Below are 19737 nucleotides of genomic sequence, written 5' to 3'. Positions count from 1 at the left end.
CCAAATTCGAACGGCTGGATTTGTCCGCGATTTCCTGCAATGACAGAAAGATCCCAGACCAAGGACCAATCCCCGCGATGCCCCCTGCCGTGTCCGAGCCGAAATCGCCCAGCGCCCGCCGCGTGCCGCCGATGCAATTTGGCACCGATCAGGTTCTGTGGGCGGCCTGGCTTTATTACGAGGAAGGCCTGAAACAGGAGCAGATCGCCGAACAGCTCGGCATCTCGCGCGCCTCGGTTTTCAACCTGTTGCAAAAGGCGCGGGATGAGGGCGTGGTGACGATCACCATCGACCCTTCCCGCATCGCCCGTGCCAACCTAGCCCTGGAATTGCGCGACAAGATCGGGTTGGAGGAGTGCTTCGTGTTGCCCACCGGCACCTCGACCCAGCCCCTGTCGCAGCAGATCGGCCATCTGGGTGCGCGGCTTCTGGAAAGCCGGATCAAGGAGGACGAGATCATCGGCGTCGCCTGGGGCCGCACGGTGCTGGCCCTGTCGCAGGCCTTGTCCACGCTGCACCGCCCGCATGTCACGGTGGCGCAGCTGACCGGCAGTTCGGCGGCGACGATGGATTTCTCGCCGGTCTTCTGCACCTCGAACATCGCCGAAAGGCTCAATGCGCGCTGCGTCAACCTGCATGCGCCGGGCGTGGTCTCCAGCCCCGCGGTCAAGGATATCCTGATGGCCGAGCCCGCGATCCGCGAGCATTTCGACCTTCTGGGCCATTGCACCACGATCCTCTTCGGCGTGACGCAACTGACCGGCGAGACCTTGCTGGTCACCGGCGGCTTCATGACGCCGGACCAGCTGGCGGTCTACCGCGATCTGGGGGCTGTCGGCTTCGCCTCGGGGCATTTCTTCGATGCGGCGGGGCAGCTGGTGACTAGCGAGTTCGACAGCCGCCACATCACCATGTCGGCCGAAACCATGATGCGGGTGCCGCAGCGGATTTGCGTCGGCGGCGGCTTGGGCAAGGTCGACGCCATCGCCGGCATGATTCGCGCCCGGCTGGCGACGGTTCTGGTGACGGATGAGGAAACCGCCCGCGCCCTTCTGGCCAAGATTTCCTGACGGAAACGGGTCTGTGACGACCTTCCGAAAGATCCGCATTGACGGCGGTGCGCCTTTGGATATCCTTGCCTCACGTCGGGGGAGTCCCACCCAAGGGACTGAGAGGCTGATTTAGGGGGCAACCCCGGTGCAGCGACCCTTTGAACCTGACCCAGTTGACACTGGCGTAGGAAGACCGAAGGGCAAACCCTCCCCAATCTTATACGGGGTGGTCCTTTCGGGCCACTTGGGCCCTTTGCGCATCTGCGTGCCGGGCCTGATGGCCCCTTTCTGCCTTCGTTTCACTTGGGTCTTTTCGCGAGAGGAGACCAGATGAACAAGCCTATTTCCCAGACCAAAGCCCACCAGATCACGACCGGCGCCCTGCCCGGCTCGTCCAAAGTCCATGTCGCTGGCACGCTGCATGACATCCGCATACCCCTGCGCCAGATCACGGTGACCGGGGAAGCGCCGCTGAATGTCTACGACAGTTCAGGCCCTTACACCGATGCCGCCGTCTCGGTGGAAATCGCCAAGGGCCTGCCGGACGTGCGCGGCCTCTGGCTGCACCAGCGTGGCGATGTGGAACCCTACCCGGCCCGCGCCGTCCTGCCCGCCGACAATGGCTTTGTCGAGGGCGCCAGGCTGACCCCCGCCTTCCCGCACCAGCGCGATCCGCTGCGCGCCACCCAAGGCCGTGCCGTCACCCAACTGGCCTATGCCCGCGCCGGCATCATCACGCCGGAGATGGAGTTCGTCGCGATCCGCGAGAACGAGGGCCGCAGCGCCGCCTATTCCCGCGATGGCGAAGCCTTTGGCGCCGATCTGCCCGACCTCATCACCCCCGAATTCGTCCGCCGAGAAATCGCCGAAGGCCGCGCCATCATCCCAGCCAACATCAACCACCGCGAGCTGGAGCCGATGATCATCGGCCGCAACTTTCTGGTGAAGATCAACGCCAATATCGGCAACTCCGCCGTCACTTCCTCGATGGAGGAGGAGGTGGAGAAGATGGTCTGGGCGATCCGCTGGGGTGCGGATACCGTCATGGACCTGTCGACCGGGCGCAACATCCACAACATCCGCGACTGGATCATCCGCAACGCCCCGGTGCCGATCGGCACGGTGCCGCTGTACCAAGCCCTGGAAAAGGTCGGCGGCGTGGCCGAGGATCTGACCTGGGAAATCTACCGCGACACGCTGATCGAACAGGCCGAACAGGGGGTGGATTACTTCACCATCCACGCCGGGGTGCGGCTGCACATGATCCCGATGACGGCGCGGCGGGTGACCGGGATTGTCAGCCGCGGCGGCTCGATCATGGCGAAGTGGTGCCTGCATCACCACCGCGAAAGCTTTCTCTATGAACGCTTTGACGAGATCTGCGACATCATGCGCGCCTATGACGTCAGCTTCTCGCTGGGTGACGGCCTCCGCCCCGGTTCGATCGCCGATGCCAACGATCAGGCGCAGTTTGCGGAGCTTGAGACGCTGGGCGAACTGACCAAGATCGCCTGGGCCAAGGATTGTCAGGTGATGATCGAAGGGCCGGGTCATGTGCCGATGCACAAGATCAAGGCCAATATGGACAAGCAGCTGAAGCATTGCCACGAGGCGCCCTTCTACACGCTCGGGCCGCTGACGACCGACATTGCGCCCGGCTATGACCACATCACCAGCGCCATCGGGGCGGCGATGATCGGCTGGTTCGGTACCGCGATGCTGTGCTACGTCACGCCGAAGGAACACCTCGGCCTGCCCGACCGCAATGATGTGAAAACCGGGGTGATCACCTACAAGCTGGCCGCCCATGCCGCTGATCTGGCCAAGGGACATCCCGGCGCGCAGGCCCGTGACGATGCCCTGTCCCGGGCGCGGTTTGAATTCCGCTGGGAGGATCAGTTCAACCTCGGCCTCGACCCTGACACCGCCCGCGCCATGCATGACGAGACCATGCCGAAAGAGGCGCACAAGGTGGCGCATTTCTGCTCGATGTGCGGGCCGAAGTTCTGTTCGATGAAGATCAGCCACGACATTCGGGCCGAGGCGGAAAAGCAGGACGGCATGGCGCGGATGGCGGAAAAGTTCCGCGAAGGCGGCGCGTTGTACCTGCCCGCCGCCGATGTGAAGGAACCGGCCGAATGATCTCGGTTCTCGGGCAAGGCGTGGCGGGGCTTTGCGCCGCAACGGCCCTGGCTGACAAGGGCGTGGCGGTCGAAGTGATCGCCCCGCCCGACGCTCCACCCCCGGCCAGCCATCTGGCCGGGGGGATGCTGGCCCCCTTTTGCGAGGGCGAAAGTGCGCCCCCGGTGATCGTGGCGCGCGGGCAAGAGGCGGTGGATTGGTGGCAGGCCCATGTCCCCGGCGTGGTGCGGCGCGGCACGCTGGTTCTGGCCAGCCCGCGCGATCAGGGCGAGTTGGACCGCTTTGCCAAAGCCACGGGAGGTCATGAGGCCGTCAGCCCCGACGCGCTGGAACCTGACCTGTCGGGCCGCTTTCAGCGCGGGCTTTTCTTTGCCACCGAGGCGCATATGGACCCTGTCGCCGGGCTCGACCATCTGCGGAACACCCTTTTGGCGCGTGGCGTCAGCTTTCGCAGCGGTCCGCCGCTGGGCCGGATCGTCGATTGTCGCGGCATCGCGGCGGCGGACCGTCTTCCCGACCTGCGCCCCGTGCGAGGCGAGATGGTGGAGGTTTCGGCTCCAGATGTGACCCTGACCCGCCCGATCCGCCTGCTGCACCCGCGCTTTGCCTGCTACATCGTGCCACGCGGGCAGGGCCGCTACATGATCGGCGCGACCATGGTGGAAAGCGCCTGCAAAGGCGGCATCACCGTGCGGGCGGTGGTGGAACTGCTCTCCGCCGCCTTCACCGTCCACCCCGGCTTTGCCGAGGCTGAGGTCACAGCCACGGGCGCCGGCCTGCGCCCGGCCTTCCCCGACAACATCCCCGCCCTGCGCGTCCAAGGCGACCGCATCCACCTCAACGGCATGTACCGGCACGGTTTCCTCATGGCCCCGATCCTCGCCCGCGACCTCGCCACCCTGATCTGCAAGGAGCGCGCCGATGCGCATTGATCTGAACGGCCAAACCCTGGCCACGGCGGCCACGACCCTTTCCGCCTTGGTGGAGGAACAGGGCCTTGATGCGGCCTCAGTCGCAACGGCGCTGGACGGCAGTTTCGTGCCCCGGACGCTGCGCGCGGCAGCCGCCCTGCGCGACGGGGCCAAGGTCGAAATCCTGACGCCGATGCAGGGGGGCTGAGGATGTTCTACGGCACCAACCTCACCTCGCGCCTGATGCTGGGAACGGCGGGCTACCCTTCCCCCGCCGTGCTGCGGCAGGCCATCGCGGCCTCGGGCGCCGAGGTCATCACCGTCTCTTTGCGGCGCGAGGGTCCGGCGGGCCAGGCCTTCCGCGAGATCCTGGCCGACAGCGGCAGGCGCATCCTGCCCAACACCGCCGGCTGCCACACGGCACGTGAGGCGATCACCACCGCCCATATGGCGCGCGAGCTTTTCGGCACGGAGTGGATCAAGCTGGAGGTGATCGGCCACGCCGACAGCCTGCAACCCGACCCTTTCGCCCTGGTCGAGGCCGCCCGCGTGCTCTGTGCCGAGGGCTTTTCGGTCTTCCCCTACACGACCGAAGACCTGATCGTCGGCGAAAAGCTGGTCGAGGCCGGCTGCCGCGTCCTGATGCCCTGGGGCGCGCCGATCGGCTCCGGCCAGGGGCTGCGCAACATCGAAGGCCTGCGCGCCTTGCGGGCGCATTTCCCCGATATCGCGATGGTGATCGACGCCGGAATCGGCGCGCCCTCGCAGGCCATGCAGGCGATGGAGATGGGCTTTGACGCGGTCCTTCTCAACACCGCCGTCGCCAAGGCTCTTGACCCAGTGGCGATGGCCGCGGCCTTCGGTCAGGCCGTGGCGGGCGGCCGTGCCGCGCATGAGGCCGGCCTGATGCCGCGCCGCGACATGGCCCAGGCCTCGACCCCGATCCTCGGCCTGGCGGAGCTGGTGTGATGGCAAGGCTCGACCCCTTCTACCTGATCACCGGCCATGTTGACCGCCTGGCCGCCCTGCTGCCCCTTGGCGTGCGCTTGGTCCAGCTGCGCCTGAAGGACCTGCCGGAGGCCGAATTACGCCGCCAGATCGCTCTGGCTCGCAGACTTTGCGCCGCCCATCGCGCGCAGCTTGTGGTCAACGATCACTGGCAGATCGCGCTCGACCTCGGCTGCGATTTTGTCCATCTGGGGCAGGAGGATATGGACAGCGCCGATTTTACAGCTCTAAGCCGCGCAGGCATATCCTTCGGCCTTTCCACCCATGACGAAGCGGAACTGGACCGCGCTTTGGCCCATGCGCCGGCCTATATCGCGCTCGGGCCGGTCTGGCCGACCCTGCTGAAACAGATGCCTTGGGAACCGCAAGGTCTCGACCGGGTGCGCGACTGGAAGCGCCGGGTGGGGGCGGTGCCGCTGGTCGGCATCGGCGGCGTGACGCCTGACCGCCTGCCGCAGCTTTTCGCCGCCGGGGCCGACAGCGCCGCCGCGGTCACCGACATTCAGCAAGCCGCAGACCCTGTGGCGCGCTGCAAGGAATGGCTTTCGGCAACGCGGGAGTATGTCAGATGACCCGCTATGAAAGGCAAATCTGCCTGCCCGAAGTCGGCCCACAGGGCCAGGCCCGCCTGCGCGCCGCAAAAGTGCTGGTGGTCGGCGCGGGCGGCCTCGGCTCCACCCTTCTGCCGCTTCTGGCCGGGGCGGGTGTCGGCCATCTGCGCGTGATCGACCCCGACCATGTGGATGAGACCAACCTACACCGCCAGACCCTTTACCGCATGACCGACCTTGGCCGCCCCAAGGCCGAGGTCGCCGCCGAAACGTTGCACGCCCTGAACCCCGATTGCCGGATCAGCCCGCTCGTCCAGCGCCTCGACCCGGCTTTGGCCCGCACCGAACTGGCGAAAGCCGATCTGGTCGTCGATGCGGCGGATTCCTTCGCCGTGACCTATGGCCTGTCCGACCTGTGCCTGAGGCAGGACAAGCCCCTGATCAGCGCCTCGGTTCTGGGACATTCCGGCTATGTCGGCGGCTTTTGCAGTGGCGCGCCAAGCTATCGCAGCGTCTTTCCCGACCTGCCGGCGCAGATGGGCAGTTGCGCCACGGCCGGGGTGATGGGGCCGGTGGTGGCGACGCTCGCCGCCCTGCAGGCGCAGATGGTGCTGGCGGTACTGCTCGGGCAAAGCCCGTCGCCGCTGGGCCAGATGATCTCGGTCGATCTGAAAAGCTGGCGGATCTCGTCCTTTCGCTTTGACACGGCCCCCGAACCTGACCTTCCGGGCCCCGAAGTGATCGCCGAAGCCGACCTCCTCCCCGATGACCTCGTGATCGAGCTTCGGCCCGTCGAAGAGGCCGCCGGATTGCCGCGCGCCGTGCGGATGGCGCCCGGGCTGCTCGACACGGTGCCGCAGGGCCGTCGCGTGGTCTTTTGCTGCGCGACCGGCCTGCGCGCCTGGCGCGCCGCGCGGGCCTTGGGCGCAAGATGCGACAACCCCACGGCCATTCTGGCCCTGCCATGAGCGGCGCGCCGGTTCTGTTCATCGGTGGGATGGATTCCAGTGGCGGCGCGGGGGTGCTCCGCGATGCGGCGACCGCCGCCCAGCTGGGCGCGCGTTTCAGGGTCGCGGTGACCGCTGTGACCGCGCAAAGCGACGAGAGGGTCAGTGCGGTGCATCAGGTGCCGGCCGAGGTCGTGGCCGATCAGATCGCGATTGCTGCGGGAAACGGCCTCGGCGCGGTCAAGATCGGCATGCTCGGCTGGGCGGATACGGTCATGGCGGTGGCGCGCAACCTGCCGCAAGTGCTCGTGGTGCTGGACCCGGTGGTCTGCGCCTCCTCGGGCCGGGCGCTGATCGACAGCGCCGGGCTTGGCGCGCTGCTGGCGCTTTTGCTGCCACGCACCAGCGTGCTGACCCCGAACCTGCCCGAACTCGCGGTGCTGGGCGCGGCGCTTGGCCTCGGGCCCACAGCGGCAGAGGCCGATGTCGTGGCAGGCCTTCTGGCACACGGCTGCGGGGCGGTTCTGGTCAAGGGCGGCCATGCGGCAGATGCCGTGATCAGCGAGGATCGGCTTTACCAGCAAGGGCTGCCGATGCGCGCCTTTGGGGCGCCGCGTCTGCCGGGATCGGCCCGGGGCACCGGCTGCGAACTGGCCAGCGCCCTCGCCGTGCATCTGGCCCGAGGCGTGGCGCTGGAAGTCGCAGTGCAGAAGGCGAAAGATCTGGTGCGGGCCCGTCTTGCCCTGCGGCAGGTTTGACCCTGCCGCAGGGGGGTGTCACAGATCGGGCGAGATCTTGAACTGGCGGAGTTTGTAGACCGTGCCGGGGCGGGGTTTCGGGGTGGCGTTCAGCTCGCGCATCCGGCGCTTGAAAGAGTGGATCGGCGTGGCGCGGTCGTCGATGCGGACCTCGACCACCGAGGGGCCGTCATGGGCAAAGGCGCGGTCGAGGGCCGGGCCGATCTCGTCGGGTTTGTCGCAATAGATGCCGAGGAGGCCAAGGCCAGCGGCGGCGGCGGCATAGCCCGGGGTCGAGGTCTGGCTTTCGAGGTTGGCCGACTGGACATTGCCGAAGTAAATCTCCTGCCAGAGCTGGATCCAGCCGAGTTTTCCGTTGTTGATCACCACGTTGACCACGCGCTGGTTGTACTGCGCCATGGTCGCAAGTTCCCCGATCGTATAGGAAAACGCGCCGTCGCCTGCCACGGTGACGATGCGGGCCTCCGGCCTTGTGGCGGCGGCCCCGATGGCGCCGGGCACGGCATAACCAAGCCCGCCCTGGCCGCGGGCGAACAGGAACTGGCGTTCGGATTTCTTCGCCGGGATATAGCCGGAGATCCAGCCGGCGGAGAAAGACGCGTCGGAGACCACCACATCGGTATCCCCCAACCGCGCCGCAATCTCGCGCATCACGCGCGGCGGCAGGACGGGGATCTGCTCCGAGGCCATCTCGATGGCCTTGGCGGCATCGCCCTCGGCCTTCACCGCGGCAATCCTTGCGTCCCAGTCGGGGCGGCTGCCGGTCAGGCTGTCGCCCAGAGCGGCGTTCAGGCTGCGCAGGATTTCGCGCACGTCGCCGAAGAGGGGCACGGTTGGGCGGAAGGTGCGGCCATGCTCCATCGGGTCGCAGTCGATGGTGATCGTGGCTTGGGTGGCCTTCGGCAGGGTCCAGTTCATCCCCGTGTTCTGACTGACTTTCGAGCCGCACCAGATGATCAGGTCGGCCTCCTGAATGAGTTCAATCGCAGCCCAGGAGCCGAGCGGATTGAGGACCCCCGCCGCAAAGGCGCGGGTCTCGGGGACCGAGCCTTTGCCGGACAGCGAGGTCACCACCAGCCCGCCGAGCCGGTCGGCGAAGGCGGTGGCCTCCAGTGCCGCGACCGAACCATGCACGCCGCCGCCATAGACGATGGCCGGGCGCTTGGCCTTCCTGATCAATGCGACCGCGCGTTCGATATCCTCATTCGGTGCGGTGGAGCGGACGAAGGGGATTTGCTTCGCGCGGTCGTCGATGACGATGGGCAGGGCCTCTTCGTCCCATTCGGCGTCGAAAATGTCATGCGGGATGATCAGCGCGACCGGGCCGGGGCGGGGTGAAGTGGCAATCCGGAAGGCGGCGCGGATCAGGTCGGGCAGGGCCGCGACCGAGGGGACAAGGAAGGCCTCCTTCGAGCAGGTCTTGAAGAAGGCGAGCTGGTCAAAGCCCTGGCTCGCAATGCCTTTTTCCTTGAGCGACAGCCAATCCAGCGGCAGTTCCCCCACAATCGCGATCATCGGGATCGAGGCGTTCAAGGCCTCCAGAAACCCGGCAGGCAAGAGGTTCGCCCCCGGCCCCACGGTCACATCGCAGACGCCGGGCTTGCCGGTCAGCCGCGCATAGGCATCCGCCGCATAGGCCGCGTTGCGCTCGTCCCGCATCAGGATGTGCTTGATCCGGTCGTTGCGCCGCGAGATCCCGTCGTGCAGCGCCGTCGTCTGCCCGCCCGGCATCCCGAACACCAGTTCGACACCGTATTGCGCAAGCATCTCCGAGACGAGATCACCTATGTGTTGCTTGGGGGAGGTCATGATCTTCTCCTGACGCCGCGAACGGCGTGGGTTGTGTGCTTCAATTTTGGGGAAGGAGGAGGGGAGGCCGACCGACGTGGCGGTCGGCCTCGGGTTCAGGCGTCCGGGCTTACTTCTGCCAGGACTTGATCAGCTCGTCATAGGCAATGGTTTCGCCCTTCGGCTTTTCGTTCTCAAGTTTGGCCACCGGCGAACCGGGGGCATCCAGCCATTCCTGCGGATCTTTTTCCTCGTTCATCTTCGGGCCGATATCGCCCTGAACGCCGGACTTCTCGATCCGCGCCATCACTTTTTCCTGCTCGGCGCAGAGGCTGTCGAGCGCCTGTTGCGGGGTTTTCTCACCCGACATGGCGTCGCCGATGTTCTGCCACCACAGCTGCGCCATCTTCGGATAATCCGGGATGTTGGTGCCGGTGGGCGACCACGCAACGCGGGCGGGCGAGCGGTAGAATTCGATCAGGCCGCCGAGTTTCGGGGCGCGATCGGTGAAGTGCTGGCTGTTGATCGTCGATTCCCGGATGAAGGTCAGGCCGACATCCGATTTCTTCACGTCAACGGTCTTGGAGGTGACGAACTGGGCATAGAGCCAGGCCGCCTGCGCGCGGTCCACCGGGGTGGACTTCATCAGGGTCCAGGAACCCACGTCCTGATAGCCGACCTTGGTGCCTTCCGACCAGTAAGCGCCGTGCGGCGAGGGGGCCATGCGCCACTTCGGCGTGCCGTCCTCGTTCATCACCGGCAGGCCGGGCTTGACCATATCGGCGGTGAAGGCGGTGTACCAGAACATCTGCTGGGCGATATCGCCCTGGGCAGGAACCGAACCCGCCTCGCCGAAGACCATGCCGGCGGCCGAGGGCGGCGAGTACTTCTGCAGCCATTCGATCGACTTGGTGATGGCATAGACTGCAGCCGCGTCGTTGGTGGCACCGCCACGCGCAACGCAAGAGCCGACGGGACGGGATTTCTCGTCCACGCGGACGCCCCATTCGTCAACCGGCAGGCCGTTCGGCTCGCCCTTGTCGCCCATACCGGCCATCGACATCCAGGCGTCGGTGTAGCGCCAGCCCAGCGAGGGGTCCTTCTTGCCGTAGTCCATGTTGCCGAAGGCCGACTTCGGCCCGCCGATATAGGACATGTCGCGGCCGGTGAAGAACTCTGCGATGTCTTCATAGGCCGACCAGTTGATCGGAACGCCGAGGTCATAGCCGTATTTGGCTTTGAAATCGTCCTTGGTTTTCTGATCGTTGAACCAGTCGTAGCGGAACCAGTAAAGGTTGGCGAACTGCTGGTCGGGCAGCTGGTAAAGCTTGCCATCCGGCGCCGTGGTGAACTTGGTCCCGATGAAGTCGGCCAGGTCCAGCGTCGGCGAGGTCACGTCCTTGCCTTCGCCTGCCATCCAGTCGGTCAGGTTGCGGGCCTGCTGATAGCGCCAGTGGGTGCCGATCAGGTCGCTGTCGTTGATATAGGCGTCGTAGATGTTCTCGCCCGACTGCATCTGCGTTTGCAGCTTTTCGACCACATCGCCTTCGCCGATCAGGTCATGAGTGATCTTGATGCCGGTGATGGCGGTGAAGGCCGGAGCCAGCACCTGGGATTCATAGGTATGCGTGGCGATGGTTTCGGAAACCACCTTGATTTCCATGCCGGCATAGGGCTTTGCCGCATCGACGAACCATTGCATTTCCTTTTCCTGATCGGCCCGGCTCAGGGTCGACAGGTCGCCGATTTCCTTGTCGAGGAAGGCCTTTGCGGCATCCATGTCGGCGAAAGCCGGCATCGCAAAGGCCATCAGCGCAAGGGCCATGGCGGTTGACGTTGTACGCAGTCTCATTCGATTCCTCCCAGAATGTTGAGTTTGTCGCACCTGCGGGTTTGGCCCGCAGTTTGGTCTGCTGCGGATTTGGCCCGCAGTTTGGAGTTCCGGCCTAGACCCAGCGGAAGACCGCAGCGGCATAGACCAGACAGGCGATCAGGGCGCCCCAGAGGGAATCCCCGATGAGTGCGAGCCAGCCAAGACAGATGAAGGCCGAGCCCAGAAGCGAGATGAAAAGCCTGTCGCCGCGCGTGGTTTCGATATGCAGCACCCCGATGCGCGGCGTTTCGGGGAAGCGGATCGCCAGGATGGTGAAGATCACCAAGAGGCAGGCAATGAGGTAGAAGAACAGGGCCACCGGGAAGGTCCAGGCCATCCAGCCGCCCTTGATCATCGGGTCGAACCAGACGAAGGCGCCATCCTTGCGCGGCACGGCCCAGATCAGCGCGCCCAGCACGGCAAGCATGATCGCTCCGGTCGTGCCATAGATTGCGGGCCAGCGAGTAGCGGTCATCACACCCTCCCCAGGGCGAAGCCCTTGGCGATGTAGTTGCGGACAAAGTAGATCACCAAGGCGCCCGGGATGATCGTCAGCACCCCCGCAGCCGCCAGCAGGCCGTAGTCAAAGCCCGTGGCCGAAGAGGTCCGCGTCATCGCCACCCCGATCGTCTTCACATTGACCGAGGTCAGGGTCCGCGACAGCAGCAGGTCGACCCAGGAGAACATGAAGCAGAAGAAGGCGGCGACCCCGATGCCGGAGGCGATCAGCGGCAGGAAGATCCGGATGAAGAAGCGGCCGAAGGAATAACCGTCGATATAGGCCGTCTCGTCAATCTCACGCGGGACTCCGCGCATGAAGCCTTCGAGGATCCAGACGGCGAGGGGGATGTTGAACAGGCAGTGCGCCAGCGCCACCGCGATATGGGTGTCGAACAGCCCGATCGAGGAATAGAGCTGGAAGAAGGGCAGCGCGAAAACCGCGGGCGGCGCCATCCGGTTGGTCAGAAGCCAGAAGAACAGGTGCTTGTCGCCTACAAAGCTGTAGCGCGAGAAGGCATAGGCCGCAGGCAAGGCCACCGTGATCGAGATGACCGTGTTCATCACCACATAGATCAGCGAGTTCACATAGCCCATGTACCAGGTCGAGTCGCTGAAGATCTTCTCAAAGTTCACGAAGGTCAGGTGCTTCGGCACCATGCCGATGCTGGTCAGGATCTCGGTATTGGTCTTCAGGCTCATGTTGATCAGCCAGTAGATCGGGATGAACAGGAACAGAAGGAACACCGTCATGATCACGATCGAGACGGTGGGGCCCCAGTCCTTTTTCGGGCGGCTGGTTTCGGTCGCGGCGGAGAGGACTCCGACAGAAGATTGCACGGCCATCTCAGCGCTCCTCTTGTTTGTCGAGCGTGGTCATCACGGTGTAGAACACCCAGCAGACCAGCAGGATCACCAGGAAATACATGATCGAGAAGGCGGCGGCGGGGCCAAGGTCGAACTGTCCGATGGCCATCTTCACCAGATCGATCGACAGGAAGGTGGTGGCGCTGCCCGGCCCGCCCCCGGTCAGAACGAAGGGCTCGGTGTAGATCATGAAGCTGTCCATGAAGCGCAGAAGGATCGCGATCAGCAGCACGCCACCCATCTTCGGCAATTCGATATAGCGGAACACGCTCCAGCGGCTGGCCTGATCAATCTTGGCGGCCTGATAATAGGCCTGCGGGATGGATTGCAGCCCGGCGTAGCACAGCAGCGCCACCAGCGAGGTCCAGTGCCAGACATCCATCACCACGACCAGGATCCAGGCGGTGACGGGGTCTTTCCCCGGGTTGACCTCGATCCCGATGGACATGAGACCGGCGCCCAGAAGGCCAATGTCGGTGCGGCTGAACAGCTGCCAGATCGTGCCGACCACGTTCCACGGGATCAGCAGCGGCAGGGCGATCATCACGAGGCAGAAGCTGGACCAGCCGCCCTTTTTCGGCATGTTGAGCGCCACGATGATGCCAAGCGGCACTTCGATGGCAAGGATCGTGGCAGAGAACACGATCTGCCGGCCCAAGGCGCCCCAAAGCCGGTCGGATTCCAGCATCTCCTGGAACCATTCCAGCCCGGCCCAGAAGAAGGCATTGTCGCCGAAGGTGTCCTGGACCGAGTAGTTGACCACCGTCATCAGCGGGATCACCGCCGAGAAGGCCACCAGCAGAAATACCGGCAGGACCAGAAACCAGGCTTTTTGGTTGACTGTCTTTTCCATCACGCGGCCTTTCCAGAAACCAACCCGAGCGGGCTTTGGCGCCAATCGTCGGCAAACACGCTGATCCGGGCGGGATCGAAGCTCAGGTGAGTCATTTCGGCCCCGACGCTGGCATCTTCATCAAGGATCGCGCTCACTTCGCCCGTGGCGATTTCCGCGCGCAGGATGCGGTGACGGCCGACATCCTCGATCCGGATGATCCGCATCGGGATTCCACCGGCGCGGCCATTGGTCAGGCTGACGAACTCCGGCCGGATGCCGATCTGCACGCGGCCCTTGGGCGCGGTGTAGGTGCCGCCCAGCGGTACTGTGATATCACCAACCTTGGCCATGTTGCCTTCGACCTTGGCGTCCATCAGGTTCATCCCGGGCGAGCCGATGAAATAGCCCACAAAGGTATGCTCGGGCGTCTCGAACAGCTCCTGCGGGGTGCCCATCTGGACGACGCGACCCTCGTGCATCACCACCACCTTGTCGGCGAAGGTCAAAGCCTCGGTCTGGTCGTGGGTCACATAGATCATCGTATGGCCGAACTGGCGGTGCAACTGTTTCAGCTGGGTGCGCAATTCCCATTTCATATGCGGGTCGATCACGGTCAGGGGTTCATCGAACAGGATCGCGTTGACATCCTCGCGCACCATGCCGCGGCCAAGGCTGATCTTCTGCTTGGCATCGGCGGTCAACCCGCGCGCTTTCCGGTTCAGGTTCTGCTCCATCCCGATCATCCGGGCGATCTGCTCGACGCGCCCGGCGATGTAGCCCGCATCCATGCCCCGGTTGCGCAGCGGAAAGGCCAGGTTTTCGCGCACGGTCATCGTGTCGTAGACCACCGGGAACTGGAAGACCTGGGCGATGTTGCGCTCCGCCGTCGGCGCATCGGTCACGTCGCGGTCGCCAAACAGCACCCGGCCATGGCTGGGCCGGATCAGGCCGGAGATGACGTTCAGAAGCGTGGTCTTGCCGCAACCCGAGGCGCCCAGAAGCGCATAGGCGCCGCCGTCCTGCCAGACGTGGTTCATCTCTTTCAACGCGTAATGCGAGTCACGGTTGGGATGGCTGATATAGCTGTGGGCAAGGTTGGAAAGGGTGATCTGTGCCATTGCGTTTTCCCTAACTGGCCAAGGCATAGGCGGCGGGTGCGGCCAAGGCACCATCCGGCGAGAAAAGATAGACATAGGACGGGTCCAGCCAGACCGAGACATCCTGCCCCGAGGGCAGATCATGCACGCCCTCGACCAGCCCGACCCAGCGGTCAGGGCCATGGTCCAGATGCAGGAAGCTTTCCGAGCCGGTGATCTCGGTCACGGCGACCTTGCAGGGAAACTCCACCGAAGAACCGCTTTGACGGTGCAGCGACAGATGGTTGCCGCGGAAGCCCGCCGTATAGGTGCCATCCGGCAGCGCAGCGAAGGCACCTTCGGCGGGGGCCGAGGCGAGTTGACCAAAGCTCAGCCGCGCGCCGCGCTTTTCGGCGCTGATGAAGTTCATCGGCGGGTCTGAGAAGACCCGCGCCGTCGTTGCATCCACCGGCATCCGGTAGACGCGCGGCGTCGGGCCAAACTGGGTGATGCGGCCCTTGGACAGGGTGGCTGTATTGCCGCCCAGAAGCAGCGCCTCCTCCGGTTCGGTCGTGGCATAGACAAAGATCGCGCCCGAAGCCTCGAAGATCTTCGGGATCTCGCTGCGCAGCTCTTCCCGCAGCTTGTAATCGAGGTTGGCGAGCGGCTCGTCAAACAGCACAAGCCCCGCATCCTTGACCAGGGCCCGCGCCAGGGCGCAACGTTGCTGCTGGCCGCCCGAAAGCTCCAGCGGCTTGCGGTCCAAAAGCGGCGTCAGCTTCAGCATGTCGGAGGTTTCGCGCACCGCGCGGTCAATCTCGGCCGCCGATTTGCCCATCAGCTTCAAGGGCGAGGCGATGTTGTCATAGACCGTCATCGAGGGGTAATTGATGAACTGCTGATAGACCATCGCCACCCGGCGCTGCTGCACGGGCATGCCGGTGACATCCTTGCCATCCCATTTCAACGTCCCGGTGGTGGGCTTGTCCAGGCCCGCCATCAGCCGCATCAGCGAGGTCTTGCCCGACAGCGTGGCGCCCAGAAGCACGTTCATCGTGGCGCGTTCAAGGACCAGCGAGGTGGGCTCGATCCAGGTCTGGCCCTTGACCACACGCGAGACGCCCTGAAGTTCAAACATGCTGCACGCCTGTCGTAGCTGAAGTGGACCAGGCCTGAGCGAAAGCCGCGCTGAGGCCGACATATCGGGGATATTTCGCGAGATAAGGCTTGGCCCGCACCGCATCGCCGTCATGGCGACGGGCGATGCTGGTCATCGCAGCCACCGCGGCCTGAAGCGAGGGATAGACGCCAATCCCCGCCGCCGCACAGATTGCGACACCCAGGGCACCCAGCTCCGACCCGTCCGGCACTTCGACCGGCAGGCCCAGCACATCGGCGAACATCTCGGACCAAAGCTCGCTCCGCGACGCGCCACCGGCCAGCCGGATCACATTTGGCCGCGCGGCGTCATTGCCCGACAGAAGCCGGTCCACATCGACCTTGTGAGCGAAGACGATGCCCTCGAACACGGCCAGCATGATGTCGTCAAAGCTGTAATCGGCGGTCATGCCGACCAGACCGGCAGGCGCCCCGCTCGGGCCGCCGAAAAGAAAGGGGAAGAACAGGGCCTCTCTCGGCTTGCCCAGCTTGCGCGAGACGGCGGCGTTGATCACATCATAGATGCCGGCAGCCTGTTCGGGCGGCAGGGTGCCGCCATGGCTGAGCAGGGTCTTGACCATCCATTCCAGATTGCTGGCCGAGGTCGCGGCGCCTTCGGTCGCCAGATAGCCGCCGAGCGGATAGGGCGTCTGCAGGAAGGGCGCGAAGGACTGGCGCGGGGTGGCATGCAGCGTGGAGTTGATGCTGAAGGTGCCGGCGACGATGCTCATCTCTTCCGGCTGGGTCAGACCCGAGGACAGGGCCGCCGCCGTCACATCGACCACGCCACGCACCACGGGCGTGCCTTCCAACAGGCCGGTCAGACGGGCAGTTTCCGCCGTGATGCCGCCCACGACCTCGCAAGACGGGCCGATCGGCGGCAGCAAGGGCAGCCAGGCCTCGAGCCCCAGAAGCTTCAGCGCCTCCAGCGAATAGGTCGAGGTGGTCACGTCGATCAGCCCGGCAATCCCGCCATCCGACGGATCGGTGGAAAAGTCACCGCAAAGCTTGGCGCGCAGGAAATCCTTGCAGAACAGCACCCGGTTGCCCGGTTTCATCATCTCCGGCTCGTGGCGCTGCATCCAGCCCAGAAGCGCCAGGGTCTGGCCCGGCCAGATGCGCTGCTGGATCATCGGCTCGACCAAGGCAGCCAGACCGGCGCGAGTCCATTCCTCGACAAGGCTCGCGGCCCGGCTGTCGGTGGAAACGATACCGGGGCGCTGCGGATTCGCCTCCGCATCCACCACGTACAGACCGCCGCCGTAGCCCGCGACACTGACCGCCGCGACATCCTCGGGCCCGCGGCCCGACAGGCTCAACACCTCGCGGATGGCGCCAACCGCGGCATCCCACATCACGTTCGGATCACGTTCCGTCCAGCCCGGATGCGGAAACACCATGACGTTCTTGCGCCTTGCACAAGCCAGCTCTCTTCCCGAAAAATCGAAAAGCGCAGCCTTCGTCATGGTGCCACCGGCATCAATGCCGATCACACAATTCTTCATGGATCCCCCCTGCCAGAACGCCCCAGCTCCTCTTCCGAAGCGGCCTGACTTGTTATAATAAGTTACCGTAGACGAGATTTTCGTTCTGTCAACAAATCAATTTTACTAAGCAGATTCCGCCGTTTGTGCACATATTTCTGGCTTTTTGCGAAAAACTCGCAGAATCAGCTTCTCGGATCACCGCAAAGGCTGCATAACTTGTCATTAACAGTTGTCGGGTATGACCCTTGTCAAAAGGGCGGCCGGGCCGGTCGGGAGGGGCCGCTATGCAAACAAGAGACGAGCAGCTTGCGCGGCTGCGAGCGGGTGAATGTCCGCAGGTTTTGATCATCGGCGGCGGCATCAACGGTGTGGGCACTTATCGCGATCTGGCAGCGCAGGGGCAGGCGTCACTTCTGGTCGAGGCGGGTGATTTCGCCTCGGGAACAAGTTCGGCGCCGTCACGGCTGATCCACGGCGGCCTGCGCTATCTGGAAACCGGCGAGGCGGCCCTGGTGCGGGAATCGCTGACGGAACGAAACCTGTTGCTGAAGAATGCCTGTCATGTCGTGCATCCGCAACCGGTTTGGGTGCCGCTCGACAGCTGGTTTCGTGGCAGCCTGATGGCGGTCGCGCGGTTCCTGCGGCTGACCCGCACGCCGGGGCCGAAAGGTGGGGTGCCGGTCAAGCTGGGGCTGATGCTCTATGACCGCTTCGGCGAGGCGCACCAGACCATGCCGAATCACAAGATGTACGGCGCCGCGGCCGCGCTGAAGGAGATGCCGGTTCTGGCGCCCAGCCTGCGCGCCGTGGCCGAATACTACGACGCCCGCATCAGCCACCCCGAACGGCTGGTGGCCGAACTGGTCGAGGATGCTGAGCGCGATTGCCCGCAGGCGATGGCGATCCCTTATCTGGCGGCCGGAAAGCTGTCGGATGGCGGCGTGACCCTGACTGATGTTCTGACCGGTGAGACCTTTGTCGTCCGCCCCAAGGTGGTGGTCAACGCCTCCGGTGCCTGGGTCGATGGCGTGCAGGCGGCGCTGGGTTTTCAAGAGCGCATGATCGGCGGCACACGCGGCTCGCACCTCGTGATCAAAAGCGCCGATCTGACCCGCGATCTGGCCGGCAAGATGCTGTATTTCGAGACCGGCGACCACCGCGCCTGCCTGATCTATCAGATCGGCGAGGACCGTCTGTTGCTGGGCACGACGGATCTGCGCAGCGATGACGCCAATGACAAGTTCTGCACCGAGGCCGAGATCGACTATCTCTTCCGCGAGCTTCAGGTGGTGCTGCCCAAGGTCAGGCTGACCCGTGCCAACATCATCTTTGCCTATGCCGGCGTACGGCCCCTGCCCCTGACCAAGCCGGGCGCGACCGGCGCCATCAGCCGCGACCATAAGCTGGTGCAATACGCCCCCACGGCCGAACGCCCCTTCCCGCTGGTCACGCTGATCGGCGGCAAGTGGACGACCTACCGGGTCTGCGGCGAACAGATCGCCGATGCGGTCCTGGCCCATCTCGGGGCCAAGCGGCGCTGCACCACGCAGGACATGGTGATCGGCGGCGCGCGGGATTTCCCCTTCGAGCCCGCCCGGCGCGCCGCCTTCTGCAGCGATCTTGCGGCGCAAAGCGGCCTGTCCCTCGCGCGCTGCCAGACGCTCGCCACCCGCTATGGCAGCCGCGCCCGTGCCGTGGCGCTGGCGGAGGCTGCGGACCCCGCCATGATCGAGGGAATCGACGGCTACAGCCGGGCCGAGATCGCGCTTCTATGCCGCGATGAAAGGGTCAGCAAGCTGGACGACATCGTGCTGCGCCGCACCCTGATGGGTTTTGAAGGTGTGGTCACGCAAAAGGGATTGCGCGCCCTCGCCAGCCTTGTTGCATCTTTGCTGCATTGGGATGAACTGCGCCAATCGACCGAGACGGCGGCGACGCTTAGACTCTTGCAAGACCGGCACCGCATGACTATCGCCTGACTACCTTCATAAGGGGAAAAGCTTGGAATCCGCCAATACGCAGGATTTTGCAGATCGTTTGCAGCCAACCAGCCGAAGCAAGACAGAACCGCTCTGGCTTCAGGTCAAATCTGCGCTGTGCCATCTGATCCTGCAGGGCGAGTTGGCCGAACACGCGCAACTTCCATCCGAGGCCGAGCTGTGCCTGCGCTTTGCCGTGTCGCGCACCGTCGTGCGCGAGGCGCTGGCGCAGATGGTGAACGAGCGTTTGATTTACAAGCTGCAGGGCAAGGGCGCCTTCGTGGCCGGGCGGCGGGACGAACAGGATTTCATCGGCACCACGATCAGCTTTTCCGGCGAACTGGCCGACAAGAGCAAGACCGTCTCGCACCGCAACCTGCGGCAAGAGATCGCTTTGCCCACGGCCCGGATGTGCAAGGTCCTCGGCATCGACGAAAAGACCCCCGTGGTGGTTCTGGACCGGCTTCTGTCGGTGGATGGTCACCCGCGCTTCATCGTGCGCTGCGCCCTGCCCGAACATTTCGTGCCCGGGCTGGACAAGATGCCGATGGAGAACCGCTCGCTCTATGACACGATCGGGCGGCAATACGGCATCAAGCTGGTGCGCGCCGAACGCTGGATCGAGGCGACCAAAGCCGGGATCGAAGAGGCCAAGCTGCTGCTGGTCCCGGTGGGCAGCCCGCTTCTGGGCATCGAATCCGTCGGGATGAACGACCGGGGCGAGAAGGTCGAATATTACACCTCGCTTTACCTGACCGACCGGTCGCGGTTGCACTTCTCGGTCGTGTCGCCAAATCTCTGAAACCG

Annotated in this window: 18 protein-coding genes and 1 riboswitch; of the genes, 10 read left to right on the top strand and 8 right to left on the bottom strand. The window is 64.7% G+C overall.

The features are described 5' to 3' along the window. The first annotated feature begins 77 nt into the window (after window positions 1–77). From AC1DVR_RS10305 to AC1DVR_RS10270, 8 genes are all read left to right on the top strand, one after another. Window positions 78–1070: a sugar-binding transcriptional regulator gene (locus AC1DVR_RS10305; RefSeq protein WP_478000473.1), complete on the top strand. Its 993-nt coding sequence runs from the start codon at window positions 78–80 to the stop codon at window positions 1068–1070. A 67-nt stretch (window positions 1071–1137) separates the two neighbouring features. Continuing rightward, window positions 1138–1260: riboswitch (TPP riboswitch) on the top strand. A gap of 122 nt (window positions 1261–1382) precedes the next feature. Continuing rightward, window positions 1383–3194, top strand: a complete 1812-nt coding sequence (gene thiC, locus AC1DVR_RS10300; protein ID WP_478000472.1) for a phosphomethylpyrimidine synthase ThiC — start codon at window positions 1383–1385, stop codon at window positions 3192–3194. Next, window positions 3191–4126: an FAD-dependent oxidoreductase gene (locus tag AC1DVR_RS10295; protein WP_478000471.1), complete on the top strand. Its 936-nt coding sequence runs from the start codon at window positions 3191–3193 to the stop codon at window positions 4124–4126. Before thiC ends, AC1DVR_RS10295 begins: the two co-directional genes overlap by 4 nt. Next, window positions 4116–4313 (top strand): sulfur carrier protein ThiS, encoded by a 198-nt coding sequence (thiS, locus tag AC1DVR_RS10290; RefSeq protein WP_478000470.1) that lies wholly within the window; start codon window positions 4116–4118, stop codon window positions 4311–4313. Before AC1DVR_RS10295 ends, thiS begins: the two co-directional genes overlap by 11 nt. A gap of 2 nt (window positions 4314–4315) precedes the next feature. After that, on the top strand, window positions 4316–5074 hold the full coding sequence (locus AC1DVR_RS10285) for a thiazole synthase (RefSeq protein WP_478000469.1): 759 nt from the start codon (window positions 4316–4318) through the stop codon (window positions 5072–5074). Then, on the top strand, window positions 5074–5685 hold the full coding sequence (locus AC1DVR_RS10280; RefSeq protein ID WP_478000468.1) for a thiamine phosphate synthase: 612 nt from the start codon (window positions 5074–5076) through the stop codon (window positions 5683–5685). The genes AC1DVR_RS10285 and AC1DVR_RS10280 overlap by 1 nt, the downstream gene beginning before the upstream one ends. Next, on the top strand, window positions 5682–6632 hold the full coding sequence (locus AC1DVR_RS10275) for a ThiF family adenylyltransferase (RefSeq protein WP_478000467.1): 951 nt from the start codon (window positions 5682–5684) through the stop codon (window positions 6630–6632). The genes AC1DVR_RS10280 and AC1DVR_RS10275 overlap by 4 nt, the downstream gene beginning before the upstream one ends. Next, window positions 6629–7369, top strand: coding sequence for a hydroxymethylpyrimidine/phosphomethylpyrimidine kinase (locus AC1DVR_RS10270; protein ID WP_478000466.1), 741 nt, complete (start codon window positions 6629–6631; stop codon window positions 7367–7369). The genes AC1DVR_RS10275 and AC1DVR_RS10270 overlap by 4 nt, the downstream gene beginning before the upstream one ends. Before the next feature lie 18 nt (window positions 7370–7387). On the opposite strand, the gene AC1DVR_RS10265 is transcribed toward AC1DVR_RS10270, so the two are convergent. The 8 genes from AC1DVR_RS10265 to AC1DVR_RS10230 form a co-directional block, all read right to left on the bottom strand. After that, on the bottom strand, window positions 7388–9178 hold the full coding sequence (locus tag AC1DVR_RS10265) for a thiamine pyrophosphate-binding protein (RefSeq protein ID WP_478000465.1): 1791 nt from the start codon (window positions 9176–9178) through the stop codon (window positions 7388–7390). A 109-nt stretch (window positions 9179–9287) separates the two neighbouring features. Continuing rightward, complete coding sequence (locus AC1DVR_RS10260) at window positions 9288–11009, bottom strand: ABC transporter substrate-binding protein (RefSeq protein WP_478000464.1); 1722 nt, start codon at window positions 11007–11009, stop codon at window positions 9288–9290. A gap of 94 nt (window positions 11010–11103) precedes the next feature. Then, complete coding sequence (locus tag AC1DVR_RS10255; protein WP_478000463.1) at window positions 11104–11505, bottom strand: DUF2160 domain-containing protein; 402 nt, start codon at window positions 11503–11505, stop codon at window positions 11104–11106. After that, the gene (locus tag AC1DVR_RS10250) at window positions 11505–12281 is read right to left on the bottom strand and encodes a carbohydrate ABC transporter permease (protein ID WP_478000665.1); all 777 of its coding nucleotides are present in this window, start codon (window positions 12279–12281) and stop codon (window positions 11505–11507) included. Before AC1DVR_RS10250 ends, AC1DVR_RS10255 begins: the two co-directional genes overlap by 1 nt. A 94-nt stretch (window positions 12282–12375) precedes the next feature. Beyond that, entirely contained in the window at window positions 12376–13248 is an 873-nt protein-coding gene (locus AC1DVR_RS10245; RefSeq protein WP_478000462.1) for a carbohydrate ABC transporter permease, read from the bottom strand. Then, on the bottom strand, window positions 13248–14348 hold the full coding sequence (locus AC1DVR_RS10240; protein ID WP_478000461.1) for an ABC transporter ATP-binding protein: 1101 nt from the start codon (window positions 14346–14348) through the stop codon (window positions 13248–13250). The genes AC1DVR_RS10245 and AC1DVR_RS10240 overlap by 1 nt, the downstream gene beginning before the upstream one ends. A gap of 10 nt (window positions 14349–14358) precedes the next feature. Continuing rightward, window positions 14359–15444: an ABC transporter ATP-binding protein gene (locus AC1DVR_RS10235; protein WP_478000460.1), complete on the bottom strand. Its 1086-nt coding sequence runs from the start codon at window positions 15442–15444 to the stop codon at window positions 14359–14361. After that, window positions 15437–16969, bottom strand: coding sequence for an FGGY-family carbohydrate kinase (locus AC1DVR_RS10230; RefSeq protein ID WP_478000459.1), 1533 nt, complete (start codon window positions 16967–16969; stop codon window positions 15437–15439). The genes AC1DVR_RS10235 and AC1DVR_RS10230 overlap by 8 nt, the downstream gene beginning before the upstream one ends. Window positions 16970–17235: 266 nt before the next feature. On the opposite strand from AC1DVR_RS10230, the gene AC1DVR_RS10225 reads away from it, so the two are divergent. Both AC1DVR_RS10225 and AC1DVR_RS10220 read left to right on the top strand, forming a co-directional pair. Further along, window positions 17236–18930 carry a glycerol-3-phosphate dehydrogenase/oxidase gene (locus AC1DVR_RS10225; RefSeq protein WP_478000458.1) on the top strand — a complete coding sequence of 565 codons (1695 nt, stop codon included), beginning with the start codon at window positions 17236–17238 and terminating at the stop codon, window positions 18928–18930. Between the two features lie 22 nt (window positions 18931–18952). Next, a complete protein-coding gene (locus AC1DVR_RS10220) occupies window positions 18953–19732 on the top strand; it encodes a GntR family transcriptional regulator (RefSeq protein WP_478000457.1) in 780 nt (259 codons plus the stop codon). The last annotated feature ends 5 nt before the right edge of the window (window positions 19733–19737 follow it).

The sequence above is a fragment of the Rhodobacter sp. P2_H5 genome (assembly GCF_056403335.1).
The sequence above is the reverse complement of the archived record's forward strand: the minus strand, read 5'-3'. Positions and strand labels throughout refer to the sequence as shown.